This is a genomic window from Dechloromonas hankyongensis (genome assembly GCF_022012295.1).
Lineage (GTDB): Bacteria > Pseudomonadota > Gammaproteobacteria > Burkholderiales > Rhodocyclaceae > Azonexus > Azonexus hankyongensis.
Genome location: NZ_JAKLTN010000002.1, coordinates 892,300 through 917,908, shown reverse-complemented (window position 1 = coordinate 917,908; position 25,609 = coordinate 892,300). Strand labels below are relative to the sequence as shown.

Annotated in this window: 23 protein-coding genes and 1 tRNA gene; 11 read left to right on the top strand and 13 right to left on the bottom strand. The window is 62.7% G+C overall.

Going from position 1 to position 25,609, the window contains the following annotated elements:
* Positions 1-29: 29 nt before the first annotated feature.
* The 5 genes from LZ012_RS12945 to tig all read right to left on the bottom strand — a co-directional run bounded on the left by LZ012_RS12945 (position 30) and on the right by tig (position 6,232).
* A complete protein-coding gene (locus tag LZ012_RS12945) occupies positions 30-302 on the bottom strand; it encodes an HU family DNA-binding protein (protein WP_275711228.1) in 273 nt (90 codons plus the stop codon).
* A 167-nt stretch (positions 303-469) separates the two neighbouring features.
* Positions 470-2,884 carry an endopeptidase La gene (gene lon / locus LZ012_RS12940; RefSeq protein ID WP_275711227.1) on the bottom strand — a complete coding sequence of 805 codons (2,415 nt, stop codon included), beginning with the start codon at positions 2,882-2,884 and terminating at the stop codon, positions 470-472.
* A gap of 69 nt (positions 2,885-2,953) precedes the next feature.
* Entirely contained in the window at positions 2,954-4,216 is a 1,263-nt protein-coding gene (gene clpX, locus LZ012_RS12935) for an ATP-dependent Clp protease ATP-binding subunit ClpX (protein WP_420839521.1), read from the bottom strand.
* Positions 4,217-4,230: 14 nt separating this feature from the next.
* A complete protein-coding gene (gene clpP, locus LZ012_RS12930; protein ID WP_275711226.1) occupies positions 4,231-4,860 on the bottom strand; it encodes an ATP-dependent Clp endopeptidase proteolytic subunit ClpP in 630 nt (209 codons plus the stop codon).
* Between the two features lie 67 nt (positions 4,861-4,927).
* Positions 4,928-6,232: a trigger factor gene (gene tig / locus LZ012_RS12925; protein WP_275711225.1), complete on the bottom strand. Its 1,305-nt coding sequence runs from the start codon at positions 6,230-6,232 to the stop codon at positions 4,928-4,930.
* 164 nt (positions 6,233-6,396) lie between these two features.
* On the opposite strand from tig, the gene LZ012_RS12920 reads away from it, so the two are divergent.
* The 3 genes from LZ012_RS12920 to LZ012_RS12910 all read left to right on the top strand — a co-directional run bounded on the left by LZ012_RS12920 (position 6,397) and on the right by LZ012_RS12910 (position 8,214).
* Positions 6,397-6,472, top strand: a tRNA-His gene (locus tag LZ012_RS12920).
* Positions 6,473-6,529: 57 nt separating this feature from the next.
* Positions 6,530-7,999 carry an aminoacyl-histidine dipeptidase gene (locus tag LZ012_RS12915; RefSeq protein ID WP_275711224.1) on the top strand — a complete coding sequence of 490 codons (1,470 nt, stop codon included), beginning with the start codon at positions 6,530-6,532 and terminating at the stop codon, positions 7,997-7,999.
* Positions 8,000-8,010: 11 nt separating this feature from the next.
* The gene (locus LZ012_RS12910) at positions 8,011-8,214 is read left to right on the top strand and encodes a hypothetical protein (RefSeq protein ID WP_275711223.1); all 204 of its coding nucleotides are present in this window, start codon (positions 8,011-8,013) and stop codon (positions 8,212-8,214) included.
* Between the two features lie 4 nt (positions 8,215-8,218).
* Here the strand turns inward: LZ012_RS12910 and LZ012_RS12905 are convergent, their stop codons facing one another.
* Genes LZ012_RS12905 through dapC form a run of 6 tightly spaced genes read right to left on the bottom strand, consistent with a single transcriptional unit; the run spans position 8,219 to position 14,400 of the window.
* Positions 8,219-9,088: a fused MFS/spermidine synthase gene (locus LZ012_RS12905; protein WP_275711222.1), complete on the bottom strand. Its 870-nt coding sequence runs from the start codon at positions 9,086-9,088 to the stop codon at positions 8,219-8,221.
* A gap of 9 nt (positions 9,089-9,097) precedes the next feature.
* On the bottom strand, positions 9,098-9,994 hold the full coding sequence (gene prmB, locus LZ012_RS12900; protein ID WP_275711221.1) for a 50S ribosomal protein L3 N(5)-glutamine methyltransferase: 897 nt from the start codon (positions 9,992-9,994) through the stop codon (positions 9,098-9,100).
* A gap of 31 nt (positions 9,995-10,025) precedes the next feature.
* Positions 10,026-11,165: a succinyl-diaminopimelate desuccinylase gene (gene dapE / locus LZ012_RS12895; RefSeq protein ID WP_275711220.1), complete on the bottom strand. Its 1,140-nt coding sequence runs from the start codon at positions 11,163-11,165 to the stop codon at positions 10,026-10,028.
* The gene (locus tag LZ012_RS12890) at positions 11,165-12,352 is read right to left on the bottom strand and encodes a PilT/PilU family type 4a pilus ATPase (protein WP_275711219.1); all 1,188 of its coding nucleotides are present in this window, start codon (positions 12,350-12,352) and stop codon (positions 11,165-11,167) included. The genes dapE and LZ012_RS12890 overlap by 1 nt, the downstream gene beginning before the upstream one ends.
* Positions 12,353-12,377: 25 nt before the next feature.
* Entirely contained in the window at positions 12,378-13,193 is an 816-nt protein-coding gene (gene dapD, locus LZ012_RS12885) for a 2,3,4,5-tetrahydropyridine-2,6-dicarboxylate N-succinyltransferase (RefSeq protein ID WP_275711218.1), read from the bottom strand.
* A 16-nt stretch (positions 13,194-13,209) separates the two neighbouring features.
* The gene (dapC, locus tag LZ012_RS12880) at positions 13,210-14,400 is read right to left on the bottom strand and encodes a succinyldiaminopimelate transaminase (RefSeq protein WP_275711217.1); all 1,191 of its coding nucleotides are present in this window, start codon (positions 14,398-14,400) and stop codon (positions 13,210-13,212) included.
* A 58-nt stretch (positions 14,401-14,458) separates the two neighbouring features.
* Here dapC and LZ012_RS12875 point away from each other — a divergent pair, with 58 nt between their 5' ends.
* Both LZ012_RS12875 and LZ012_RS12870 read left to right on the top strand, forming a co-directional pair.
* Positions 14,459-14,842, top strand: a complete 384-nt coding sequence (locus tag LZ012_RS12875) for a hypothetical protein (protein ID WP_275711216.1) — start codon at positions 14,459-14,461, stop codon at positions 14,840-14,842.
* Between the two features lie 147 nt (positions 14,843-14,989).
* A complete protein-coding gene (locus tag LZ012_RS12870; protein ID WP_275711215.1) occupies positions 14,990-15,421 on the top strand; it encodes a bacteriohemerythrin in 432 nt (143 codons plus the stop codon).
* Between the two features lie 33 nt (positions 15,422-15,454).
* Here LZ012_RS12870 and LZ012_RS12865 read toward each other — a convergent pair whose 3' ends face one another.
* Both LZ012_RS12865 and LZ012_RS12860 read right to left on the bottom strand, forming a co-directional pair.
* Entirely contained in the window at positions 15,455-15,769 is a 315-nt protein-coding gene (locus LZ012_RS12865) for a hypothetical protein (protein WP_275711214.1), read from the bottom strand.
* A gap of 9 nt (positions 15,770-15,778) precedes the next feature.
* Positions 15,779-16,252 (bottom strand): nucleoside deaminase, encoded by a 474-nt coding sequence (locus LZ012_RS12860; RefSeq protein ID WP_275711213.1) that lies wholly within the window; start codon positions 16,250-16,252, stop codon positions 15,779-15,781.
* Between the two features lie 110 nt (positions 16,253-16,362).
* Between LZ012_RS12860 and smc the strand changes: the two genes are divergently transcribed.
* The 6 genes from smc to LZ012_RS12830 all read left to right on the top strand — a co-directional run bounded on the left by smc (position 16,363) and on the right by LZ012_RS12830 (position 25,609).
* Positions 16,363-19,881, top strand: a complete 3,519-nt coding sequence (smc, locus tag LZ012_RS12855) for a chromosome segregation protein SMC (RefSeq protein ID WP_275711212.1) — start codon at positions 16,363-16,365, stop codon at positions 19,879-19,881.
* Positions 19,882-20,066: 185 nt separating this feature from the next.
* Positions 20,067-21,326 (top strand): cell division protein ZipA C-terminal FtsZ-binding domain-containing protein, encoded by a 1,260-nt coding sequence (locus LZ012_RS12850; RefSeq protein WP_275711211.1) that lies wholly within the window; start codon positions 20,067-20,069, stop codon positions 21,324-21,326.
* Positions 21,326-23,380: an NAD-dependent DNA ligase LigA gene (gene ligA, locus LZ012_RS12845; RefSeq protein WP_275711210.1), complete on the top strand. Its 2,055-nt coding sequence runs from the start codon at positions 21,326-21,328 to the stop codon at positions 23,378-23,380. Before LZ012_RS12850 ends, ligA begins: the two co-directional genes overlap by 1 nt.
* Positions 23,381-23,489: 109 nt before the next feature.
* The gene (gene galU / locus LZ012_RS12840) at positions 23,490-24,359 is read left to right on the top strand and encodes a UTP--glucose-1-phosphate uridylyltransferase GalU (protein WP_275711209.1); all 870 of its coding nucleotides are present in this window, start codon (positions 23,490-23,492) and stop codon (positions 24,357-24,359) included.
* Positions 24,360-24,908: a hypoxanthine-guanine phosphoribosyltransferase gene (locus LZ012_RS12835; protein ID WP_275711208.1), complete on the top strand. Its 549-nt coding sequence runs from the start codon at positions 24,360-24,362 to the stop codon at positions 24,906-24,908.
* On the top strand, positions 24,905-25,609 hold the full coding sequence (locus LZ012_RS12830) for a class I SAM-dependent methyltransferase (RefSeq protein WP_275711207.1): 705 nt from the start codon (positions 24,905-24,907) through the stop codon (positions 25,607-25,609). Before LZ012_RS12835 ends, LZ012_RS12830 begins: the two co-directional genes overlap by 4 nt.

Genomic DNA, 25,609 nt, shown 5'->3' with positions numbered 1-25,609 from the left:
AGTGGCGCAAAAGCTTGCGCCGACCGATATTAGTTGCAGGCGTCCTTCAGGCCCTTGCCAGCACGGAACTTCGGCGACTTGGCAGCCTTGATTTCCAGGGTCTTGCCGGTGCGCGGGTTGCGGCCGGTGCGGGCAGCGCGCTCGCCGACGTAGAAGGTGCCAAAGCCGATCAGGCTGACCGAGTCACCCTTCTTCAGGGCGCCGGTGATGGATTCAACAGCGGCGTCCAGAGCGCGGCCAGCGGCAGCCTTGGAGATGTCAGCTTGGGCGGCGATGGCGTCGATCAGTTCAGATTTGTTCATTTGAAAGTCCCCTATAAGGTAGGATTTGGAGTGGTGAAAACTTTGCGAGGACGGATTTATATCTCTCGCGAAATCCTTGTGTCAAGCGGATTCTCAGCCGCTGCCCGGGGTTTGAAGGGGGGCGAAAGATGCCGGTGCATAGGCCACCGGCATCCTTTCCTTCAAAATCAATGAGTAACGACGGTCGAGGTCGCCGCGGCGTCGGTCGCGGCCTGCACGCCGGAATTGGCGTCGCCCTCGGTGGGAAGGGCTTCCGGCTTACGTTCCAGCGCCCGTTCCAGTACTTGGTCGATCCACTTGACGGGGACAATCTCGATCTTGTTCTTGATGTTGTCCGGAATCTCGGTGAGGTCCTTGACGTTCTCTTCCGGGATCAGGGCCATCTTCACGCCGCCACGAACGGCCGCCAGCAGCTTTTCCTTGAGGCCGCCGATAGCCAGCACCTCGCCGCGCAGGGTGATCTCGCCCGTCATGCAGACATCGCAGCGAACCGGGATGTTGGTGTAGGACGACACCAGTGCCGTGGTCATCGCGATGCCGGCTGACGGGCCGTCCTTCGGCGTGGCACCTTCCGGCACGTGGATGTGGATGTCGGTCTTCTCGAAAGTCTCGTCCTTGATGCCCAAACGGCGCGAACGGGCACGTACGACGGAGCGCGCGGCTTCGACCGATTCCTTCATCACGTCGCCCAGCGAGCCGGTGCGGATGATGTTGCCCTTGCCCGGCATGTTGGCACATTCGATGGTCAGCAGTTCGCCGCCGACCTCGGTCCACGCCAGACCGGTGACCTGGCCGACCTGGTTTTCCTTTTCGGCCATGCCGAAGGTGTAGCGACGAACGCCCAGGAACTTGTCCAGATTCTTGGCATTGACGGCAATCTTCGAGTCGCGTTTCTTCAGGACCAGGGTCTTGACGATCTTGCGGCAGATCTTGGAAATTTCGCGTTCCAGCGCCCGCACGCCGGCTTCCCGGGTGTAGTAGCGGACGATGTCGCGGATGGCGCTTTCGGCCACCGCAGCCTCGGTTTTCTTGACGCCATTGTTCTTCAACTGCTTGGGCAGCAGATAGCGCATGGCGATATTGACCTTCTCGTCCTCGGTATAGCCGGACAGGCGGATCACTTCCATGCGGTCGAGCAGCGGGGCCGGGATGTTCAGCGTATTGGCCGTGGCCACGAACATGACGTCGGACAGGTCGAAATCGACTTCGGCGTAGTGATCCTGGAAGGTGTTGTTCTGTTCCGGATCGAGCACTTCGAGCAGTGCCGACGACGGGTCGCCGCGGAAATCCTGGCCGAGCTTGTCCACTTCGTCGAGCAGGAACAGTGGATTGCGCACGCCGATCTTGGTCAGACTCTGCAGGATCTTGCCCGGCATCGAACCGATGTAGGTGCGGCGGTGGCCGCGGATTTCGGCTTCGTCACGGACGCCGCCCAGAGCCATGCGGACGAACTTACGGTTCGTCGCCTTGGCGATGGATTGGCCGAGCGAGGTCTTGCCGACACCCGGGGGGCCGACCAGGCACAGGATCGGCGCCTTGACCTTCTCGACGCGCTGTTGCACGGCGAGGTATTCGACGATGCGTTCCTTGACCTTGTCCAGGCCGTAGTGATCCTGGTCGAGAATCTTTTCGGCGGCACGCAGATCCTTGCTGATGCGCGTCTTCTTGCGCCACGGCAGGCCGATCAGCGTTTCGATGAAATTGCGCACGACGGTGGCTTCGGCCGACATCGGCGACATCAGGCGCAGCTTCTTCAGCTCGCTCTGCGCCTTGGCCAGGCCTTCCTTGCTCATGCCGGCAGCGGTGATCTTCTTGTCCAGTTCCTCGAGGTCGGCACCTTCCTCGCCTTCGCCGAGTTCCTTCTGGATGGCCTTGACCTGTTCGTTCAGGTAATACTCGCGCTGGCTCTTTTCCATCTGGCGCTTGACGCGACCACGGATGCGCTTTTCGACCTGCAGGATGTCGATTTCGGCTTCGAGCTGGGAGAGCAGGCGATCGATACGGTCACGGATGCTTTCCATCTCCAGCACTTCCTGCTTCTGCTCGAGCTTGAGCGGCAGGTGGGCGGCGATGGTGTCGGCCAGGCGGCCGGCGTCCTCGATACCGGCGATGGAGGACAGGACCTCCGGCGGAATCTTCTTGTTCAGCTTGACGAACTGGTCGAACTGGGCAACCACGGCGCGGCGCATGGCCTCGATCTCGTGATCCTCGACGCCTGGCTGGGCCAGCGGGGTGGCGGTGGCCATGAAGACAGAAGCCTGCACGTCGATGGCTTCGACGTGGGCGCGCTGCGTCCCTTCGACCAGCACCTTGACGGTGCCGTCGGGCAGCTTGAGCATCTGCAGGATGCTGGCCATACAGCCGATGCGATACAGGTCGTCGGGCTCCGGCTCATCCTTGGCGGCCGATTTCTGGGCCAGCAGCAGGATGTTCTTGCCGGCTTCCATGGCCATCTCGAGCGCCTTGATGGATTTCGGGCGCCCAACGAACAGCGGGATGACCATATGCGGGAAGACGACGACATCGCGCAACGGCAGCAGCGGCAGTTCGACGGTTTCCGGGAGGGTGTTGGGGTTCGACATTAGATGCCTTTAAATAGGTATGTCTCCCCAAGATGGGGATGGGGAAACCGGTTTTCAAGAGCCTCCGGCTCAGTTCGAGCCGGAAACCTTAGGCTGGTCAGCGTAAATGAGCAGGGGCGATGTCTCGCCGTTGATCATGTTTTCGTCGATAACGACCTTTTCGACATTCTCCATCCCCGGGAGTTCGTACATGGTGTCGAGCAGGGCGTGTTCGATGATCGAGCGCAGACCGCGGGCGCCCGTCTTGCGTTCCAGTGCTTTCTTGGCAATGGCCGACAGTGCGGTCGGACGAACTTCGAGTTCGACATCTTCCATCGCGAACAGTTTCTGGTACTGCTTGACCAGCGCGTTCTTCGGTTCGGTGAGGATCTGGACGAGTGCGGACTCTTCCAGCTCCTGCAGGGTGGCGACGACCGGCAGGCGGCCGATCAGTTCGGGGATCAGGCCGAACTTGATGAGGTCTTCCGGTTCGGCGTCGAGCAGGATCTTGCCGACGGCCTTGCCGTCGTCCTTGCTCTTCACCTCGGCGCCGAAGCCGATGCCACCCTTTTCAGAGCGGTTCTGGATGACCTTCTCCAGGCCGGCGAAGGCGCCGCCGCAGATGAACAGGATGTTGGTGGTGTCGACCTGGACGAAGTCCTGGTTCGGGTGCTTGCGGCCGCCCTGTGGCGGGATCGAGGCGGTGGTGCCTTCGATCAGCTTGAGCAGGGCCTGCTGTACGCCTTCACCGGAAACGTCGCGGGTAATCGACGGGTTGTCGGACTTGCGCGAAATCTTGTCGATTTCGTCGATATAGACGATGCCCTGCTGCGCCTTTTCGACATCGTAGTCGCACTTCTGCAGCAGCTTCTGGATGATGTTCTCGACGTCTTCGCCGACGTAGCCGGCTTCAGTCAGCGTGGTGGCATCGGCCATCACGAAGGGTACGTTAAGCAGGCGGGCCAGCGTCTGGGCGAGCAGGGTCTTGCCGGAGCCGGTCGGGCCGATGAGCAGGATGTTGCTCTTCGACAGCTCGACGTCGTCGGCATTGCGCGCCGTATGGCGCAGGCGCTTGTAGTGGTTGTAGACGGCAACGGACAGGATGCGCTTGGCGACTTCCTGGCCGATGACGTACTGGTCGAGGATGGAGCTGATCTCGCGCGGCGTCGGCAGGTCGGAGCGACCGGCCTTGGCCGCTTCTTCCGGCAGTTCATCGCGGATGATGTCATTGCACAGCGCGATGCACTCGTCACAGATGAACACCGACGGGCCGGCGATGAGCTTTTTGACTTCGTGCTGGCTCTTGCCGCAGAAGGAGCAATAGAGCAGTTTTTCCTGGCCGCCTTTAGACATCTGTATTTCTCCGGTCAAGCCGCATCGCGGCGGGTGAGCACCTTGTCGATCAAACCGTATTCTGCAGCTTCGACCGCAGAAAGGAAGTTGTCGCGGTCGGTATCCTTTTCGATGCGTTCCAGCGGCTGGCCGGTGTGCTCGGCCATGATGCGGTTCAGCTTGTCCTTGATGGACAGGATTTCCTTGGCGTGAATGGCGATATCCGAGGCCTGGCCCTGGAAACCACCCAGCGGCTGGTGAATCATCACGCGCGAGTTGGGCAGGGCGAAACGCTTGCCCTTGGCGCCGGCGCAGAGCAGGAAGGCGCCCATCGAGGCGGCCTGGCCGATGCACAGCGTCGACACGTCCGGCTTGATGAACTGCATGGTGTCGTAGATCGACATGCCCGCCGTCACCGAGCCGCCCGGCGAGTTGATGTAGAAGTAGATGTCCTTGTCCGGATTTTCCGCTTCGAGGAACAGAAGCTGGGCGACAACCAGGTTGGCGCTGGCGTCGTTCACCGGGCCGACAAGAAAGATCACCCGCTCTTTCAACAGGCGCGAATAGATGTCGTACGCGCGTTCGCCGCGTCCGCTCTGTTCCACCACCATCGGGACGAGGCCCAGAGCCTGCGGATCCCAGTTGCTTGCGTTGTCGATATTCATGTCAGCCCTTGTGTGTTGCCTGTTAGTTACATTCAAGACGTTTGTCGCTTTTGCGACAAGGTCTAGATTACTGCTTTTGGCCCATCAGTTCATCAAAAACGGCAGCCTTGTCGGTAACCTTGGCTTTGCTCAGTACCCAGGCGACCACGTTGTTTTCGATGGCCACACCTTCGACCTCCTGCAGGCGCTGCGGTTGCGCGTAATACCAGCGGATGACTTCTTCCGGCTGTTCGTAGGAGGCAGCGGTTTCCTCGACCATCGCACGAACCTGTTCCGGGGTTGCTTGAAGCTTTTCCGTCTTCACCACCTCAGCAAGGATCAGGCCAAGGGTGACGCGGCGCTTGGCCTGGTCGGCGAACCATTCCGGCTGGATCGGCATATCCTTGACCTTCATGCCGCGCTGTTCCATGTCCTGGCGGGCAGCCTGCATCAGGCGCTGGATTTCCATGTCGACGAGGGCGACCGGCACGGTGATCGGGTTGGCGGCGAGCAGGGCTTCCATAACCTGGTCTTTGACCTTGCCTTCGATGCGACGTTTCACTTCGCGCTTCAGGTTGGATTCGATCTCGGTACGCATCTTGGCGACGTCGCCGTCGGCGATGCCCATGCCCTTGGCGAATTCGGCGTCGACTTCCGGCAGCTTCGGAGCCTGCACCTGCTTGACGGTGATGTCGAACTGGACCGTCTGGCCAGCCAGATCCTTGGCGTGGTAGTCGGCCGGGAAGGTCAGGTCGAAAGTCTTGGTTTCACCGACCTTGGAGCCTTCGACGGCATTTTCGAAGTCGGGCAGCATCATGCCCTGGCCGAGGACGAACGGGTAGTCGTTGGCCTGGCCGCCCTGGAACGGCACGCCGTCCTTCTTGCCGAGGAAATCGATGACGACGCGGTCTTCCTTGGCGGCGGCGCGGTCGGCGTCGACGTAGGAAACGCGTTGCTTGAGCAGGATGTCGAGGGTCTTGTCGACTTCACCGGCGCCGACTTCGAGGGTCGGGCGCTCGATTTCGGAGGCCGACAGGTCGCCCGGGGCGAATTCCGGGTAGGTCTCGAAAATGGCGGTGAATTCGAGGTGGGTGGTGCTTTCGCTGGTCTTGGGCTCGATACGCGGATAGCCGGCAACGCGAGTCTTCTGGGCGGTAACGGTTTCACCGAAGACGCGGTCCAGTTCCTCGGACAGCACTTCGTGGCGGGCCTGGTCGCCATACTGCTGCTTGACGATGTTGAACGGCACCTTGCCCGGGCGGAAGCCAGGCATCTTCATGTTCTTGCCCATGCGCTTCAGGCGTTGTTCCATTTCCTTCTCGACATCGGCGATGGCGATGGAGAGATCGACGCGGCGTTCGAGTTCGTTAGCTTGTGCAGTGGTTGCTTCCATGAGTATTCCTTGTGACCGGAGCCGAGAAAAAATTAAGCCGGTAATAATATCACGCAAGGTTCGCTGCCGGGATGACTGAACCAATCCGGGACAATCGTGCAATTTCTACAAAAGCCTGTAGACAGAAGCAAAGGGGCGTCGTACAATGCGCGCCTTCTTCGACGGCGGCATTAGCTCAGTCGGTAGAGCACTGGATTGTGATTCCAGGTGTCACCGGTTCGATCCCGGTATGTCGCCCCAGATTTAAACCCCCGAAAGTCGAAAGACTCTCGGGGGTTTTCTCTTTGGAGTTTGGCGATGCCTCAGTCCTCTACTGCACACCCGGTGTTCTCCGGCCTTCAACCAGCGGCCGTCTGGGCACATTTCGCCACGCTGTGCCGCATTCCCCGGGCTTCCAAGCATGAAGCGGCGCTGCGCGACGAATTGCTGGCCTGGGCCGGTGGGCGCGGATTGGCGGCGGAAGTCGATGCGGCGGGCAACCTGCTCATCCGCAAGCCGACCACGGCGGGACGGGAGCAATCGCCCGGCGTCGTGCTGCAGGCGCATCTCGACATGGTGTGCCAGAAGAATGGCGACAGCAAACACGATTTCCTGCGCGATCCGATTGTTCCGACGCGGGACGGCGGCTGGCTGGTCGCCGACAAAACCACGCTGGGCGCCGATAACGGGATCGGCGTTGCGTTGATCCTGGCCGTTCTCGATAGCGAGGACATCGCGCACGGCCCGCTCGAAGCCTTGCTGACGGTCGATGAGGAAGCCGGCATGGGCGGCGCGCGCGGCCTGGCGCCGGGAGTGCTGCACGGCCGGCTGATGTTGAATCTGGATACCGAGGACTGGGGTGAGTTTTATCTCGGCTGTGCGGGCGGGCTGGACGTCAATGTCGAGCGCCCGGGTCGACTGGGGACCGTGCCCGACGGCCATCAAGGCTGGCAGATCGCGCTGCACGGCTTGCGCGGCGGCCATTCGGGTGTTGAGATCCATGAGGAGCGCGGCAATGCCATTAAATTGCTGGTGCGCGTGCTGCACCAACTGGAACAGGATTTCCCGTTGCGTCTGGCGGCGCTGAAGGGCGGAACGGCCCGCAATGCCCTGCCGCGCGAGGCTGTGGCGTCTTTTGTGCTGCCGGCAGGCATGGGTGAGCGGCTGGCGGCCGAGGTGGCGGAGCTGCAGGCTCTGTTGCGCAGCGAGTTGCAGGGCGTCGATGATGGGGTGGCGCTGGCGGTTTCGCCCGATGCGGTGAGCGCAGTATTGGCGCGCGAAGAGCAGGCGGTCTGGCTAGCCACCCTGCAGGCGGCGCCGCACGGCGTCCGGCGCATGAGCCGGCACGTGCCGGGCGTGGTCGAGACCTCGAACAATCTCGGCATGGTCGATCTGCTACCGGCCAGCGGTTCGTGCAACTTCATGGTGCGCTCGCTGCTTGATAGCGGCAGCACGGCATTGGCCGACGAAATCGTCAGTTTGTGGGCGCTGAGCGGCACAGCGGCAAGCACCGAGGGCTACTATCCCGGCTGGGCGCCCAATCCGGCGTCAGCCTTGCTGAAAACCTGCCAGGCGGTCTATAAAAGTGAATTCGGTGCCGATTCGGCCGTGCAGGTGATTCATGCCGGACTGGAATGCGGCATCATCGGCGCCAAGTATCCCGGCCTGGACATCGTTTCCTTCGGTCCGACCATACGCGGCGCCCATGCGCCGGGGGAGCGGGTCGACATTGCTTCGGTGGCCCGCTGCTGGCAACTGCTGACGGCTATTCTGGCCGAATTGCGCTGAAGGGAGTGGTCATGAAAAGTGTGGCAATGCTGTTGGTGCTGGGCATGCTCGCCGCTTGTGGAGTGGAGACGGCCAGTACGGCCGCGACGTCGGCCGCCCTGAAAAAGCAGGAGCTGGAGCAGGGGCGCGCCACCGTGGACAAGATGCAGCGTGACCTTGAAGCGGTGAGCAAACAGGCGGCCCAGCGCAGTGCGCAGGGCGACGAGGCGAAATAGGCGATCAGCGCCGGCGGATGGCTTCGCGGCGGGCGAGGCCGAGTTTGCTCGAGCGTTCCATTTTTTGCACAAAGGCCGGGAAGTCCAGGCTGAACTTGGCGCGCAGTTCCTTGGCGTAGTTGTGCAACCAGCGCCAGCGCGGCTCGAAGTAGCTTTCCTTGAAGGCGTAAAGCACGTGGTTGCCGTCGTCCGGCACCGAGATGACGATGACTTGGTCGTCGAAAACGTGCATGACTTCGCCAATCAGTCCGGCGTAGCTTTCCTTCTCGCCGGCCAGATTGATGACCAGCACGCCGTTGCCGGCCAGTTTGGCGTAGGCGTTATCGAAAAATTCGCGATTGGCCAGACTGGGTGCGAAACCGGTCTTGTCGAAGGCATCGACGAGCAGGACGTCGAGGCCCTTGTCGGTGGTTTCGAGAAATTCGGCGCCGTCGCCGTTGATGATTTGCAAACGCTCGTTGTCCGGCGGCACCAGGAAGGTGTCGCGAAAGGCGATCACCTCGGGGTCGAGTTCGACGGCGGTCATGTGCGTGCCGGGCATCCGGTGATAGCAGAACTTGACCAGCGAGCCGCCACCCAGGCCGATCAGCGCAATGCGTTTCGGGCGCGGTTGGAAGAGCAGGAAGGCCATCATTTTCTGCGTGTAGCGGATGGCCAGGTCGTTCGGCGCCTTGAGTGACATTTCGCTCTGCATCAGGCGGACGTTGAAATACAGGAACCGGGACTTGCCATCGTCGATGACGAAAGGCTTGGGATAGCTTTCGTCGAGCAGTTGGGCGCGCAGTTCGCCGGCGCGCGCCCAGGGCGGTTCGTGCAGCAGCACCATGCCCGTCTCGACTTCGAACGGGCTGGGCAGTTCGTACAGCTTGCTCAAGCTGCGAATTTACTCAGGCAGGTCGGCGGCGTGGAGCAGGAAGACGTATTCGTCGCCGGCGGCAGTGTCGAGCCAGGTGAAGGGTAGGGCGGGGTAGGCCGCTTCCAGCGCGTCGCGGTTGTGGCCGATTTCGACGATGAGGATGCCGTTGTCGGTCAGGTGCTTTTTCGCTTCGCGCAGGATGATGCGGGTGAAGTCGAGGCCGTCCTCGCCCGAGCCGAGGGCCAGTTCGGGCTCGTGCAGGTATTCCGGCGGCAGGGCGGCAACGGACTCGGCATTGACGTAGGGCGGGTTGGAGATGATCAGGTCGAACTTGCGGCCGTCCAGGTTCTTGAAGGCGTCGGACTGGATCAGTTCGACGCGGTCGCAGAGCCCATAGTCGGCGACATTGCGCTCGGCGACGGCGATGGCATCGGGCGACAGGTCGACGGCGGCGACGTCGGCATTGGGGAAGGCGAGGGCGGTCAGGATGGCCAGGCAGCCGGAACCGGTGCACAGGTCGAGGGCGGATTCGACGGCCCACGGATCGTCGATCCACGGGGTCAGCTGCTCGTCGAGCAGTTCGGCGATAAAGGAGCGCGGTACGATGACGCGATCATCGACGTAGAAGCGGTGCTCGCCGAGCCAGGCTTCGTGCGTCAGGTAGGCGGCGGGCAGGCGGTCTTGGCAGCGGCGGGTGTAGATGTCGAGCAGCTGCTCACGCTCATGCGGCAGCAGGCGGGCATCGAGGAAAGGTTCGAGGCGGTCGAGCGGCAGATGCAGCGTGTGCAGCGTCAGATAGACGGCTTCGTCCCAGGCATTGTCGTTGCCATGGCCGAAAAACAGACCGGCGCCGTTGAAGCGGCTGACGGCATAGCGAATGTAGTCGCGAACGGTAAAAAGTTCGCTCTTGGCGGCGGTAGTCATGGATGGTGTGCTGGTTATGGTTGTCAGCGGGCTAGTGACTGACGACTAGCAACTGCTCAAGAATGCGGTGGTAGATGGCCGACAGCTGGGGGAAGGAATCGACCGCGATGCATTCGTCGATCTTGTGGCTGGTCGCATTGACCGGACCGATTTCCAGCATCTGTTTGCAGATGTCGGCGATGAAGCGGCCGTCGGAGGTGCCGCCGGTGGTCGACAGTTCGGTGTCGATGCCGCAGACCTCGCGGATGGCGGCAGAGGCGGCGTCGGCCAACGGTCCGCGACCGGTCAGGAAGGGGCGGGCGCCGAGCGTCCATTTGATGTCGTAATCCAGCTTGTGCTTGTCCAGGATGGAGCACAGACGGGTTTGCAGGCCCTCGGGCGTGCTCGCCGTCGAGAAGCGGAAATTGAACTTGACCTCGACGCTGCCGGGCACGACGTTGGTGGCGCCGGTGCCGCCATGGATGTTGGAAATCTGCCAGGTGGTCGGCTGGTAGTACTCGTTGCCCCGGTCCCACTCGGTGGCGGCCAGTTCGGCCAGCGCCGGCGCGGCTTCGTGGATCGGGTTGCGGCCCTTTTCCGGGTAGGCGATGTGGCACTGGATGCCTTTGACCGTCAGCACGCCAGACAGCGAGCCGCGGCGGCCGTTCTTGATCATGTCGCCCAGCGTATCGACTGATGTCGGTTCGCCGATGATGCAGAAGTCGATGCTTTCGCCGCGCGCCTTCAGGACGTCGACGACGGCAACGGTGCCATCGGTGGCATCGCCTTCTTCGTCGGAGGTGAGCAGGAAGCCGAGCGAGCAGGGATAGTCCGGGTGGGCGGCGAGAAAGGCTTCGACGGCGGTGACCGAGGCGGCCAGCGAGGACTTCATGTCGGCCGTGCCACGCCCGTAGAGCATGCCGTCGCGGATTTCCGGAGCGAAGGGCGGCGAGGTCCATTTGTCCAGCGGGCCGGTCGGCACGACATCGGTGTGGCCGGCGAAGACGAACAGCGGCGCGGTTGTGCCGCGGCGCGCCCACAGGTTGGTGACGCCGTTGCGGTTGATGTACTCGAGGGTGAAGCCGAGCGGTTTCAGGCGGGCGCCGATGATTTCCATGCAGCCGCCGTCTTCGGGCGTGACGGAGTGACAGGCGATGAGGTCTCTCGCCAGTTCAAAAGTGGGGTCGGACATCAGGTGTTTTCTTCGTCGTGATCAGCCAGGCTGAGCGTGAATTCCTTGAAGGAGGCGCCGCCTTCGTTGGTGCTGTCGAATTCGAGGGCGACGTCGGACTTCTTGTCGTCCTTGCCGTTGCTGCTGCCGAATTCGGAATTGTTGATCAGCCAGGATAGGTTGGTCGGCGAATCGGCGTTGGCCAGGGCTTCGTCGATGGTGATGGTGCCGGCGCTGTAGAGGTTGAACAGATCCTGCTCGAAGGTCTGCGATCCCGGGGCCAGGGTCTGTTCCATGGCGTCCTTGATGCCCTGGACTTCGCCGCGCTCGATCAGCTCGCTGATATGGCGGGTGTTGAGCATGATTTCAGCGGTCGGGATGCGCTTGCCGTCCGGCTTCTTGACCAGGCGTTGCGAAATGACCGCGCGCAAGGCGACGGACAGGTCGAGGAAAAGCGCCGGGCGGTTTTCCAGCGGGAAAAAGCTGATGATGCGGTTCAGCGCGTGGTACGAGTTGTTGGCATGCAGCGTGGCGAGGCACAGGTGGCCGGTCTGCGCGTAGGCGATGGCCGCCTGCATGGTTTCCTTGTCGCGGATTTCGCCGATCAGGATGCAGTCCGGGGCCTGGCGCATGGCGTTTTTCAGCGCCGCCTGCCAGTCCAGCGTGTCCATGCCGATTTCGCGCTGATTGACGATCGATTTCTTGTGCTTGAACAGGAATTCGATCGGGTCCTCGACGGTCAGGATGTGGCCGGCGCGGTTGGCGTTGCGGTGGTCGAGCATCGAGGCGAGGGTGGTCGACTTGCCCGAGCCGGTGGCGCCGACGATGAGGATCAGGCCGCGTTTTTCCATGATCAGCTCGCCCAGGATGTTGGGCAGGCCGAGTTCGTCCAGTGCGGGAATGTTGCCGAGGATGAAGCGGACGACGATGCTGATCGAGCCGCGTTGGCGGAAGATATTGACGCGGAAGTTGCCGACGTTGGGTACGCCGAAGGAGAGGTTCATCTCCCAGCTGGCTTCGAAGGTCTTGATCTGGTCCGGCGACATCAGTTCGTAGGCGATCTTCTCGATCATGTCCGGCAGCATGATTTGCTGGTTGACCGGGATCGTGTTGCCCTGGATCTTGATGTGGATCGGCGCGCCTGCGGAAATGAAGATATCCGAGGCCTGCTTTTCGGCCATCAGCTGGAACAGTTTGTCGAGGATCATCGCAAGACCTTCGTGGTGACGTGACTTAGGCGCGCAGCAGCTCGTTGATGCTGGTCTTCGAGCGGGTTTGCGCGTCCACCTTCTTGACGATGATAGCAGCATAGAGGCTGTACTTGCCGCCATCCTTGGGCAGGTTGCCGGAGATCACGACGGAGCCCGGGGGGATCTTGCCGTAGGTGATTTCGCCGGTTTCGCGGTCGTAGATCGGGGTGCTCTGGCCGATATAGACGCCCATCGAGATCACCGAGTTTTCGCCGACAACGACGCCTTCGACCACTTCCGAGCGAGCGCCGATGAAGCAGTTGTCTTCGATGATGACCGGGCCGGCCTGGATCGGTTCCAGCACGCCGCCAATGCCGACGCCGCCGGACAGGTGCACGTTCTTGCCGATCTGGGCGCAGGAGCCGACGGTGGCCCAGGCGTCGACCATGGTGCCTTCATCGACGTAGGCGCCGATGTTGACGAAGGATGGCATGAGCACCGCGTTCTTGGCGATGAAAGCACCCTTGCGGGCGAAGGCGCCCGGCACGACGCGGAAACCGCCGGCCTTGAACTGCTCTTCGGTCCATCCCTGGAACTTGGTGTCGACCTTGTCGAAGAAACGGACGTCGCCGGCTTCCTGGACGCGGTTGTCGCGGGTGCGGAAGGAGAGCAGGACGGCCTTCTTGGCCCACTGGTTGACCGACCACTCGCCGTTGATCTTTTCGGCGATACGCAGCTTGCCGCTGTCCAGATCGCCGATGACCGACTCGATCACCTTGATGGCGTCGGTGGACTGGGTGGTCAACTCGGTGCGCTTTTCCCAGAGTTCGTCGATGGTGGCTTGCAAAGGATGGCTCATGTGTGTTCTCTCTTGGTTACAGTTGTTGTGCGAAATGACGGATGCGCTTGGTGGCTTCGAGGCACTCGGCGAGCGAGGCGACCAGCGCGATGCGGATGAAATTGGCGCCCGGATTGACACCCTGAGCTTCGCGGGCGAGGAAACTGCCGGGCAGAACCACCACATTATAGTGTTCGAGCAGACCGCGGGCGAACTCGGTATCCGGGATGGAAGTCTTCGCCCACAGGTAGAAGCTGGCGTCCGGCATGCCGGTGCCCAGCACCTCGGCCATCAGCGGCGTGCAGGCGGCGAATTTCTCGCGGTATTGGTGGCGGTTGTCGAGGACATGCGCCTCGTCGTTCCAGGCGGCGATGGAAGCGGTTTGCACCGGCGGCGACATGGCGCAGCCCTGGTAGGTGCGGAACAGCAGGTATTTCTTCAGGATGGCCGCATCGCCGGCGACGAAACCGGAGCGCATGCCCGGTACGTTGGAGCGCTTGGACAGGCTGGAGAACATGACCAGGCGCTCGTTCGAGCGGCCGAGCAGCTTGGCCGCCTGCAGGCCGCCGATCGGCGGATTGGCTTCGTCGAAATAGATTTCCGAATAGCATTCGTCGGAGGCAATGACGAAACCGTACTTGTCCGACAGGGCGAACAGGGTTTTCCAGTCGTCCAGCGACAACACCTTGCCGGTCGGATTGCCCGGCGAGCAGACGTAGAACAGCTGGACACGCGACCATTCTTCGTCGGACAGGGCTGAGTAGTCGAAAGCGAAGCCGTTTTCCGGCAGGTTGTTCAGGAAGCGCGGTACGGCTCCGGACAGGTAAGCGGCGCCCTCGTAGATCTGGTAGAACGGGTTGGGGCTGACGACGATGGGGGCCTTCCCTTTGCTCGGGTCGATCACCGTTTGGGCGAAGGAAAAAAGAGCTTCGCGCGAGCCATTGACCGGCAGGATTTCGGTTTCCGGATTCAGCTCGAGCCCGTAGCGCCGCTGGCACCACGCCGCGATCGCCTGGCGCAGGGCCGGGATGCCCTGCGTCGTCGGATAATTAGCCAGTCCCTTTAGGCCGTTGGCCAGCGCGTCGATGATGAAGGCCGGCGTCGGATGTTGCGGTTCGCCGATGGAGAGCTTGATTTCCTTGTATTGCGAATTCGGGGTGACGCCGGCGAACAGGGCGCGCAGCTTTTCGAAGGGGTAGGGCTGGAGTTGGGCGAGGTGCGGATTCACGTCGGACGTCGAATGGGTGTAAAACGACGATTATCGCCGAAAAACACTTGCCTGCCTCATGGACCGACGCCTTGCCCTCTCCCTGCTTGTTCTGCCGCTCCTGTCGGTCGCCTGCGCCTTCGGCTATTACGCTCGCGGCACCCTCAGCGACGTGCCGGGCGAACTGCGCGGCAAGGCTTTTCCCGGCAATACGGCCGGCGGTGGCCGCTTCGTGCTGGCCGACCAGGAAGGGCGCTTGCGCTGTGACGGCGAGATGGCTGCGCCGGACTCGTCGCCCGTGCCGGTGAGCTGTGAAGGCGAATCCGGCAAGGGCATTGTGCGCTGTAGCGATGGGCGGGTGATGGCCGCGCGGTGGACGGCGATTTCGTGCCGGTCTTTCCTGGGTAGTGCCGAGGACGAGCGGGGCAATCGCTTGCTCTTTCGTGTCGAGCGCAAGCTCTGAGTCCATTGGCCGAATTGCGTATTGTTAAAACCGTTGCATTGGTCTAGATTAAAAGGAGAATTGGTCGCTTTTACTGTGCACCAAGGCTTTCGAGAGTTTGGGAGGGGTATGCGGAATTCATCTTTTTCTTACCTGCCGAGTACGCTGGTGGTCGATATTCCGGAAATCGATGAGCAGCATGCTCGCCTTTTCGAACAGCTCGAAATTTTCAAGGCGTCGTGTCTCGAACACAACGCTGTTCCGGCTGACGAAGCCGAAGCCCTGTTTAATGCGCTGCTTGATCATTGCCGGACGGAAGAGCGGCTGGCGCGCGAGGCAGGGTTGGACTTTCACCGCCATGGCGAAAAACACGCCACGATGCTGCACAGCATCCGCAATGTGCTGAATGACATGGAGCGTCCGGGAATCAATGTTTTTGGCGTGATTCGCTACATCGGCTGCTGGTTCGAGCGTCATATCCGCGAAGAGGACAAAAACCTCGGGCTGTATTTGCGGCAAGTCCCCTGTGCCAATCAGGGGCAGCGCTTTAGCGAAATGTTTCCGGAGCGGCAGTTTCCAGAGCAACGAAGCGCCTTCTGATTGCGTTGGCTAGTGGTGGCGCGGCCGGCAGGCCTAGCCGAACAGGGTGACCCGTATTTTCTGGATCAGGCTCAGGCCTGACCACCACGACAGCCCCTTTTCCCGAAACTGGTTGCCGCTCGCGGTCAGGGCCAGCTTGCGGGCGCCGAACTCGGTCTGTCCGATTTCGGCAACGAATCCGGATTCCATCAGGTAACGGGCAATGGCCGGTTGCACCTGTTGACCGCTGAGCGTCCACCTTGAGCCGTAGCCTTCGTCGTCGCCGGTCAGCATCAGGATCGGTTCGCTGCCGATCAGGCGCAGGACCTGGAGTGTTTCGGCGCGATGGGGAATGGTTCCGGGAAGCATGGGAGGATGTCAGTATGCGACGTGCGACGGGCTGCTCGCCCATTCCCGCAAAGGGGCCTCGGCGCCAGGCAGCGGGCGGTGCTCCATGACGATGCTGCGCTCGGTGAAATGCCGGTTCAGTTCGCAATACAACTCGTCGTCGCAGAAACCGATGGCCGCTGCTTCGGTCCGGCGGTTGGCAAAGACGATGCGCTCGATGCGCGCCCAATAGGCCGCCGACAGGCACATCGGGCACGGTTCGCTGGAGGCATAGAGCGTGCAGCCGGGTAAGTGGAAGTGACCGAACTGGGTGCAGGCAGTGCGGATGGCGCCCATTTCGGCGTGGGCGGTGGGGTCGTGGCTGGCTAGTACGCGGTTCCAGCCTTCGGCGATGATCTTGCCGTCGCGAACGATGACGGCGCCAAACGGGCCGCCTTCGCCCGCTTCGCTGCCGATGCGCGCCAGTTCGACGGCACGCTTCAGGAAAAGATCATCGGAGTTCATGTTCCTGCCCTCGGTAGGGTGGCCTTGCACGCGTTGAAAGGCCCTGATGCCATGGATGCTATCATACGGCCCCGCTACGGTGCGGCATGGTGTACCGAGCGGAATAGACTATGCGCCTGACCAAACTCAAACTCGCCGGTTTCAAATCCTTCGTCGATCCGACAGCGGTTGCCCTGCCCGGGCAACTGGTGGGGGTCGTCGGTCCCAATGGCTGCGGCAAATCCAACATTATGGATGCCGTGCGCTGGGTGCTGGGCGAGTCCAAGGCCTCGGAACTGCGCGGCGAGTCGATGCAGGACGTCATCTTCAACGGCTCGACCAACCGCAAGCCGGTGTCGCGGGCCTCGGTCGAGCTGATTTTCGACAACTCGCTGGGCCGGGCGCTGGGGCAGTGGTCGCAGTATGCCGAGCTGTCGGTCAAGCGCGTGCTGACGCGGACCGGGCAGTCGGATTACTTCATCAACAACCTGAAGGTCCGCCGCAAGGACATCACCGATCTCTTCCTCGGTACCGGCCTCGGGCCGCGCGCCTACGCCATCATCGGCCAGGGCATGATCTCGCGCATCATCGAGGCCAAGCCGGACGACCTGCGCGTCTTCCTCGAAGAAGCGGCCGGTGTCACCCGCTACAAGGAGCGGCGCAAGGAAACGCAAGGCCGCCTGGAAGATACCCGGGAAAACCTGCTGCGCGTCGAGGATATCCGCGAGGAACTGGGCCACCAGATCGGTCGCCTCGAAGCGCAGGCCGAAGTGGCGCGGCGCTACCAGACGCTCAACCAGCAGCTCGTCCAGCGCCAGCAACTGCTCTGGTTGCTCAGGAAGCGCGAAGCCGAAGCCGAGCGCCAGCGCCTGGCGCTGGAAGTCGAGCGGGCGACCACCGATCTTGAGGCGCAGAGTGCCGCGCTGCGCGAAACCGAAGCGCGCGCCGAGGAAACCCGGGAAGCCCATTTCACCGCTGGCGATGCCCTGCACAACGCGCAGAGCGAGATGTACACGGCCAACGCCGAAGTGGCGCGCCTGGAGGCGGAAATCCGCCATCGCCGCGAATCGCGCAGCCAGCTCGAAGCGCGCCTGACACAACTCGAGGACGAGCTGAAGCACTGGGGGCAGACCGCCGAAAAGCTGGCCGAGGATCGCCAGCGCTGGGAAGAGGCGCAGGAAATTACCCGCTTGCGCGTCGATGAGGCTGAAGAGCGTCTACATCAGCAGATGAACATCGCGCCGCAGGTCGAAGAGGATCATGCCCAGGCGCTGGAAGAATTGCAGCGCCTGAAAACGCGGAGCACCAACGGCGAACAGAAGCTGGAAGTCGAACTGACCAACAAGTCGCATGCCCAACGTTCTCTGCAGGCCGTGGTCCAGCGCCGCGAACGTCTGCGCGAGGAAACTTTCGGCGAGGCGCCGGACGAGCTGGAGTTGGCCGAGAAGGAAGAGGAACTGGCGCTGCTGCGCGAGGAGCTGGCCGGCGACCAGGATCATCTGCAACAGTTGCAGCAGGAAATGCCGCAACTGGAGGCCCGTCGGCGCGAGGCGCAGGCCGAGGTGCAGCGCATTGAGCGCGAGTTGGCGGCCGGTCAGGCGCGCCGGGCGGCGCTCGAGCAGATGCAGGCACGCACGCAGCAGAGCGGCAAGCTGCCGGAATGGCTGCGCCGTCACGGTCTGGAGAGCGCGCCGCCGCTATGGCAGCACATCCACGTCGAGGCCGGTTGGGAAGATGCGGTCGAAGCGGTGTTGCGCGAACGGCTCAGCGCCATTGCCTGCGACGATCCGGCCAAGCTCGATGCCTGGCTGCACGACCGGCCGGAATCCCGCCTGTCGGTAATGTTGTCGTCCGCGAGCGCCAGTGCAGCTGACAATCCGCCCGAATCCAGCCTGGCGGCGCGTATTCGCAGCGATAACCCGGCTATTCGCGCCGCGTTGTCCGACTGGTTGTCCGGCGTGCAAACGGCAGATTCGCTGGCTGACGCCCTGGCCTTGCAGTCCGACTTGCCGGCCGGCGACCAGATCGTGACCCGCAGCGGCGATCTGCTGACGCGTGGCAGCGTCACCTTCTTTGCCCCCGACCAGGGCGAACACGGCTTGCTCGAACGCCAGCGCGAAATCGAGACGCTGGCCGAAGGCATCGCTCAGGCCGAGGAGCAGGCCTCCAGCCTGCGCGAGCAACTGGCGATGTTCGACGAGCAGTTCGAAGACAAGCAGGAAGAAATGGGCGAGATCCGGCAATACGTGACGGATCGCCAGCAGCGCGTGCATGCCGTGCAGATGGACGTGCTGAAGATGACGCAGGCCATCGAGCGCTACCGGGAACAGAAGGAGCGCATCGCCGAGCAGTTGGCGGAGCTGGCCGAAGAAGAAGAGGGCGAACGTGAGCGCGAAATGGCGGCCGACGAGCGCATCGAGGAAATCCGCGACGGTTTGAGCCGCATCCGCGTGCTGGTGTCCGGCGCCCAGTCGCGGCTCGACGAGTGCGAACGCGCCGTGCGCGCCGAACGCGAGCGCAACGCCGACCTCGACCGCGCCCTGCGCGAAGCCCAGTTCTCGCTGCGCGAGGCCGACGGCAAGTTGCAGGACGTTTTCGCGCAGCAGGCCATGGCCCAGCGTGAATTGACCCGCATCGAGAAGGATAGGGCTCAGTGTGCCGAACAGGTCGAGGCAGCGCCGCCGGATGTCATGGAAGGCCAGTTGCAGATAGCCCTCGAGGCCAGGCAGGCCGCCGAAAAGCTGCTTGCCGAAAAGCGCGACGCGCTGGAAAACGCGACCAGCGCCCTGCGCGCCCTGGAAGAACAGCGCCTGAAGATCGAACAGGGCCTGGAACCGCTGCGCGCGCGGATCGGCGACCTGAAACTGAAGGAGCAGGCAGCGGCGCTCAACACCGAGCAGTTCGCGCTGCAGCTGCTCGAAGCCGGGGCCGACGAAGCAGCGCTGCAGTCGGAACTCGCGGCGGGGGCTAATGCAGTACGGGCGCCGGCGCTGCAAGGCGAAATCACCCGCCTCTCCAACGCCATCGCCGAACTGGGCGCAGTCAACATGGCCGCCTTGCAGGAGCTGGAAACAGCCACCGAGCGCAAGGGCTACCTCGACATGCAGGCGGCCGACCTCAATGAAGCGATGGAAACGCTGGAAAACGCCATCCGCCGCATTGACCGCGAAACCCGCGACCTGCTGCAAAGCACTTTCGATACGGTCAATGGCCATTTCGGCCAGCTTTTCCCGGAATTGTTCGGCGGCGGCCGGGCAGAACTGGTGATGACCGGCGAGGAAATCCTCGATGCCGGCGTGCAGGTCATCGCCCAGCCGCCGGGCAAGAAGAATTCGACCATCCACCTGCTATCCGGCGGCGAAAAGGCGCTGACTGCGATTGCACTGGTCTTCTCCATGTTCCAGCTCAACCCGGCGCCATTCTGCCTGCTCGACGAGGTCGATGCGCCGCTTGATGACACCAATACCGAGCGCTTCTGCGGCATGGTCAAGAAAATGTCAGGTGCAACGCAATTCCTGTTCATTTCCCATAATAAAATCGCGATGGAAATGGCCGAGCAGCTGGTCGGCGTCACCATGCAGGAATCCGGCGTGTCGCGCGTGGTGGAAGTGGATATCGAAGAAGCCTTGAAGATGAGGGATGCTGCTTAGTGGTCAGCTTCGCAATTAACGAAACATGAAAGCTTGTCTTTGCGTCCCTGGCGTTGTTGCGCATCCTCGCGATAGCGTCGGCTATCGCTGCGGTTCGCGCCTAGCCAGGAACACAAATCCAGCACTTTCATTTGTTCCGCCAATTACGAAGCAGACCACTAGGGCGCTCCCGGGAAGAGATTGAGATGACCGAATTGCAGATGGGTTTGATCGGGCTGGGCGCGGCGGCGGTGGTCGGCGTGTTCGGTTACAACAAGTGGCAGGAGATTCGTCAGCGCAAGATTGCCGAGGCGGTCATGAAGCCGCAGCATGAAGACGTGCTGCTCGCCAAGGAGGCCAAGGCCGAGGTTGCCGCCGTGGCGCCGGTCGAGCGTAGCGAGCCGGAAATCCGCTTCGAAGCGCCCGAGCCGGTCGAGCGTCTGGAACCGGTATTTTCCGATCCGACGCCGAGCGAAGCTGTCGCCGACGTGCCGATGCTGGAGGCAGAAGAGCCGGTGGTGCCGGAGCCTGCACCGGTCGTCGAACCGGTTGCCAAGGCAGTCGCTGAGCCCGTTGCCTCGCCGCCGGTGGCGAGCCCGGAGCCGGCAGAGCCGATGCATGAGGTCGAGGCCGGGGACGTTCCCGCCGAATTGCTCGATCCGCGCCTCGAATACATCGTCGCCATGGAACTGGTCGAGCCGGTTTCGTCGATCCAGATACTGCATTCCCAGCGTTCGACCCTGCATCGCCTGAACAAGCCGGTGCTGTGGGTCGGCTACAACGAGAAAGCCCGCGAGTGGCAGCGCCTGTCGCCGGATGTCGATCTGGATGTGCGCCGCCTGCGCGTCGGCCTGCAACTGGTTAATCGTCTCGGCCCGGTCTCCGAAGGCGATCTGGTCATCTTCGCCAATGCCATGCAGGCGCTGGCCGACGAATTGATGGCGGTGGCCGACATGCCGCCGTCGCGGGTACTCGATCAGGCGGCCGAAATCGACCGTTTCTGTGCGGCGGTCGATCTGGAAATCGGTTTGAACCTGGTCAGCCGCAGTTCGGCTTTCCCGGGCACCAAGATTCGCGCCCTGTCCGAAGCGGCCGGCATGGTGCTCGGCATCGACGGCTTGTTTACCCGCTACGACGATGCCGGTCGTGCCCAGTTCAGCCTGCAGAATTTCGAAAGCACGCCGTTCTCGGCTGATAGCCTGCGTACGGTGACGACGCACGGCCTGACCTTCCTGCTCGACGTGCCGCGCGTCGATCACGGCGAGCGCGTCTTCATGCAGATGAGCGAAGTCGCCAAGCGCTTTGCCGATACCCTGCAGGGAGCGCTGGTCGATGACAACCGCCAGCCGCTCTCTGATACGCAGCTGGAGCACATCCGCCGCGAATTCATCGGCAAGCCGCAGGCGACGATGGCCAGCTTCGGGCTGGCAGCAGGCTCGGCCCAGGCGCTGCGGCTGTTCTCCTGATGGCGGCACCGTTGGTGGCAGCCGAGCGTGCAGCCTGGCTGCGCGCCGAACTGGAGCGGCACAATCGCGCCTATTACGTCCTCGATGCACCGACTATTCCGGATGCCGAGTACGACCGGCTATTCCGCGAACTGCAGGACCTCGAACGGCAATATCCCGAACTGCTGACGCCGGATTCGCCGACGCAGCGCGTCGGAGCGCCGCCGCTCAAGGAATTCCCGTCGCGTGTCCATGGCGTGCCGATGCTGTCCTTGAACAACGCCTTCGAACCGGCCGAGGTCGAAGCCTTCGACAAACGGGTGCGCGACGGGCTCGAAACCATCTCTGCCATCGACTATGCGGTCGAACCAAAATTCGACGGCCTGGCGATCAGCCTGACCTATGAAAACGGTGTCTTCACCCGTGGCGCCACTCGCGGCGACGGCATCACCGGCGAGGAAGTGACGCCCAACCTCCGTACCTTGCGCGACATTCCGCTGCGCCTGCAGGGCGACGGTTGGCCGGCGCTGATCGAGATACGCGGCGAAGTGCTGATGTTCAAGGCCGATTTCGCCAGGCTGAATGCCCGGTTGCGAGAGCGCGGCGACAAGGAGCTGGTGAACCCGCGCAACGGGGCGGCGGGCAGCCTGCGCCAGCTCGATTCGCGCATCACCGCCGGCCGCCCCTTGTCCTTTTTCGCTTATGGCGTCGGGGCCGGGGCCAACGATCTGGCGGTCCGCACGCACGGCGAACTGATGGACAAGCTGGCCGCCTGGGGCTTTCCGGTTGCCGCCGAGCGCCGGGTGGTGCAGGGGGCACGTGGTCTGCTGGCCTACTTTGCCGAGATCGGCGAGAAGCGCCCGGCGCTGCCCTACGACATCGATGGCGTCGTCTACAAGGTCAATCGCCTCGACTGGCAGGATCGGCTCGGCTTCGTGTCGCGCGCACCGCGCTTTGCCATCGCCCACAAGTTCCCGGCCGAGGAGGCCTTGACTGAGGTGCTCGGCATCGACGTCCAGGTCGGCCGCACCGGCGCGATCACGCCGGTCGCCCGGCTGAAGCCGGTGTTCGTCGGCGGCGTGACGGTGACCAATGCCACGCTGCATAACGAAGACGAGGTGCGGCGCAAGGATGTGCGCGTCGGCGACACGGTGATCGTGCGGCGGGCCGGCGATGTGATTCCGGAGGTCGTCGCCATCGTTGCCGACAAGCGACCGACCCGCGAGCTTTTTGGCGGCGAGCCATTGCACCCGCCATTCGAGTTACCCAGGGTTTGCCCGGAGTGTGGGTCGGCGGTAGTCAAGGGCGAGGATGAGGCAATTGCCCGCTGTACCGGAGGCCTGTACTGTCCGGCCCAGCGCAAGCAGGCGCTATGGCATTTTGCGGCACGCCGGGCGATGGATATCGAAGGCCTGGGCGATAAACTGGTCGATCAGTTGGTCGAGGCGGGGCTAGTGCATACGCCGGCCGACCTTTATCAACTGACGGTCGAGCAACTGGCCAATCTGGAGCGCATGGGCGAAAAATCGGCCCAGAACCTGGTTGCCGCCATCGCCCACAGCCGTCAGACGACCATGGCCCGCTTCATTTTTGCGCTCGGCATCCGCAATGTCGGTGAGGCGACCGCCCGCGATCTGGCCAAGCACTTCGGCGGGCTGGATGCCTTGCTGGCGGCCGATGTCGCCGCCCTGCAGCTGGTTCCGGATGTCGGCCCCATCGTCGCCCAGAGCATTGCCGCCTTCTTTGCCGAGGCCCATAACCGCGAGGTGATCGACGGCCTGCGGCAGGCCGGGGTGACTTGGGAAGAGGGACTGCCTGAGCAAGCCGGACCACAGGTCCTTGCTGGCAAGACGCTGGTGCTGACCGGTACGCTACCAACCTTGAAGCGCGACGAGGCGAAAGCCATGATTGAAGCGGCTGGTGGCAAGGTGGCCGGTTCGGTATCGAAGAAAACGGATTTCGTGGTCGCTGGCGAAGAGGCGGGTTCCAAGCTGGAAAAAGCGCAGGAACTGGGCGTCACGGTGATCGACGAAGCAGGATTGATGAAATTGCTCGAGAAGGGAGTCGAAGGATGAAAAAAGTCAGAAAAGCAGCATTTGGCTTCGGCCGCTACGCTGACGCTTCGCTTAACGCCGTCTGCGCCGGGTTAGCCTGCGCCGAAAACCGCTTTTGAAAGGAAAGAACGTGAAAAAAGTTAGAAAAGCGGTTTTTCCGGTCGCTGGCATGGGAACCCGTTTCCTGCCGGCGACCAAGGCCAGTCCGAAGGAAATGCTGCCCATCGTCGATAAGCCCTTGATTCAGTATGCCGTCGAAGAGGCGGTTGCCGCCGGCATCACCGACATGGTGTTCGTCACCGGCCGTTCCAAGCGGGCGATCGAGGATCATTTCGACAAGGCCTACGAGCTGGAAAGCGAACTGGAAGCGCGCGGCAAGAACGAGATGCTCGATTTCGTGCGCAACATGATCCCGAAGAACATCAACTGCATCTACATCCGCCAGGCCGAGGCGCTGGGCCTCGGTCACGCCGTGCTGTGCGCCAAGCCGGTGATCGGCGACGAGCCGTTCGCGGTGATCCTGGCCGACGACCTGCTCGACGGCAAGCCGGCGGTCATGAAGCAGATGACCGACACCTACGATTACTACCGTTGTTCGGTGCTTGGGGTGCAGGACGTGCCGCGCGCCGACACCAAGAGCTACGGCATCGTCGATGCCCGCCCGGTGGCCGAACGCGTCGAGCAGATCAACGCCATTGTCGAAAAGCCGAAGCCCGAGGAGGCACCGTCCACGCTGGCCGTGGTCGGCCGCTACATCCTGACCCCGCGCATCTTCCATTACCTGGAAAACATCCAGCCCGGCGCCGGGGGCGAAATCCAGTTGACCGACGGCATCGCCGCGCTGCTCAACGAGGAGCAGGTGCTGGCCTATCGCTACGACGGCACGCGTTACGATTGCGGTTCCAAGCTCGGCTATCTGCAGGCGACGGTGGTCTTCGGCCAGCGCCATCCCGAAGTCGGCCCGGCTTTCGATGCCTATCTGAAGAACATGGAGCGCTGAATGGATCTGCTTAAAGCCCGGGCGATGCTGGATAACGCTGAAGTCATCCATGACGAATCGACGGTCCAGCGGGCGGTGGACGAGGTCGCCGCAGCGATCTGCGCACGGCTGGCCGACAAGTACCCGCTGGTGTTGTGCGTGATGACCGGCGGCATCGTTTTCTGCGGCCAGCTGATGACCAAGCTCGGCTTCCCGCTCGATTTCGATTACCTGCATGCCACGCGCTACGGCCCGGAAACGCAGGGTGGCAAGATTTCCTGGCGCACGGCACCGTGGACCTCGGTCAGGGGGCGTTCCGTGCTGGTGGTCGATGACATCCTTGACGAGGGCGTCACGCTCGCCGCCGTCAAGGAGAGCCTGACACGCATGGGGGCAGCGGAAGTCCTGACGGCGGTGTTCGCCGACAAGATTAACGGCAAGCACAAACCGATCGCCGCCGACTTTGTCGGGCTGACCGTCCCCGATCGCTTCGTTTTCGGTTTCGGCATGGATGCCGGCGGTGTTTGGCGTAATCTGCCGGCCGTCTACGCCATGAAGGACGAGGCGTGAGCGGTCAGAGCGTCGCCGAATTCATGGCCTATTGGGAAGCCGAGGGCAAGGCTTATGTGCGACGCGGCGATTACGACTGGATGGCCTCGCTGGTGCCCGGCCAGCGGGTGCTGGAAATCGGCAGCGGGCTCGGGTTCTCGTCGGCGGCTTTGATCGGCAAGGGGCTGGCCGTGCTGGCTGTCGATTCCCTGCCGGAATGTCTGGCCGTGACGCGGGAACGCTGCCCGGCCGGCGACCTCGCGTTGATGCAGGCCGACTTGTCGGCCTTGAGCGATGAGCAGAGGGCAGCCATCGCCAGCTTCCAGCCCGATACGGTCGTTTGCTGGCTGATGGGAGCGCCAGCCGAAGTGACAGGAGCGAAGCCCAGCGAGGCCGGCCAGCAGGCGGTGGCCGCCTACCGCGAAAAGATGCACCGGCTGGTCGCCGAACTGGCGGCCGAATTGCCGACGGTGCAATGTCTGCATCTGGTGGACCGGACCGTCATCCCGTGGCAGGCCAAGGATATCGGGCGCGATACGCTGGTCCGCTACCACAACGACAAAACCTTGCTGGGCCTGCCCTTTGCAGGCGAGCGGCGCCACGCGCTGTACCGCAAGATTGAGGACGCTGCCGCTACCATGGGGCATCTCCGCAAATCGCATCCATCGCTGAAAGGCGTGGTGCCGACGCTGGCTTCGCTGCTGGCGGAAAGGAAGAAATAA

What these genes read in the sequence shown, in the direction of transcription:
- lon (WP_275711227.1), bottom strand. Translation starts at nt 2,884, where the DNA reads ATGTCGAACCCCAACACCCTCCCGGAAACCGTCGAACTGCCGCTGCTG.
- dapE (WP_275711220.1), bottom strand. Translation starts at nt 11,165, where the DNA reads ATGTCCGACCCCACTTTTGAACTGGCGAGAGACCTCATCGCCTGTCAC.
- clpX (WP_420839521.1), bottom strand. Translation starts at nt 4,216, where the DNA reads ATGTCTAAAGGCGGCCAGGAAAAACTGCTCTATTGCTCCTTCTGCGGC.
- LZ012_RS12890 (WP_275711219.1), bottom strand. Translation starts at nt 12,352, where the DNA reads ATGATCCTCGACAAACTGTTCCAGCTGATGGCCGAAAAGCAGGCCTCG.
- LZ012_RS12875 (WP_275711216.1), top strand. Translation starts at nt 14,459, where the DNA reads ATGGACCGACGCCTTGCCCTCTCCCTGCTTGTTCTGCCGCTCCTGTCG.
- LZ012_RS12850 (WP_275711211.1), top strand. Translation starts at nt 20,067, where the DNA reads ATGACCGAATTGCAGATGGGTTTGATCGGGCTGGGCGCGGCGGCGGTG.
- LZ012_RS12910 (WP_275711223.1), top strand. Translation starts at nt 8,011, where the DNA reads ATGAAAAGTGTGGCAATGCTGTTGGTGCTGGGCATGCTCGCCGCTTGT.
- dapD (WP_275711218.1), bottom strand. Translation starts at nt 13,193, where the DNA reads ATGAGCCATCCTTTGCAAGCCACCATCGACGAACTCTGGGAAAAGCGC.
- tig (WP_275711225.1), bottom strand. Translation starts at nt 6,232, where the DNA reads ATGGAAGCAACCACTGCACAAGCTAACGAACTCGAACGCCGCGTCGAT.
- LZ012_RS12835 (WP_275711208.1), top strand. Translation starts at nt 24,360, where the DNA reads ATGGATCTGCTTAAAGCCCGGGCGATGCTGGATAACGCTGAAGTCATC.
- LZ012_RS12945 (WP_275711228.1), bottom strand. Translation starts at nt 302, where the DNA reads ATGAACAAATCTGAACTGATCGACGCCATCGCCGCCCAAGCTGACATC.
- LZ012_RS12915 (WP_275711224.1), top strand. Translation starts at nt 6,530, where the DNA reads ATGCCTCAGTCCTCTACTGCACACCCGGTGTTCTCCGGCCTTCAACCA.
- clpP (WP_275711226.1), bottom strand. Translation starts at nt 4,860, where the DNA reads ATGAATATCGACAACGCAAGCAACTGGGATCCGCAGGCTCTGGGCCTC.
- LZ012_RS12865 (WP_275711214.1), bottom strand. Translation starts at nt 15,769, where the DNA reads ATGCTTCCCGGAACCATTCCCCATCGCGCCGAAACACTCCAGGTCCTG.
- LZ012_RS12860 (WP_275711213.1), bottom strand. Translation starts at nt 16,252, where the DNA reads ATGAACTCCGATGATCTTTTCCTGAAGCGTGCCGTCGAACTGGCGCGC.
- ligA (WP_275711210.1), top strand. Translation starts at nt 21,326, where the DNA reads ATGGCGGCACCGTTGGTGGCAGCCGAGCGTGCAGCCTGGCTGCGCGCC.
- smc (WP_275711212.1), top strand. Translation starts at nt 16,363, where the DNA reads ATGCGCCTGACCAAACTCAAACTCGCCGGTTTCAAATCCTTCGTCGAT.
- prmB (WP_275711221.1), bottom strand. Translation starts at nt 9,994, where the DNA reads ATGACTACCGCCGCCAAGAGCGAACTTTTTACCGTTCGCGACTACATT.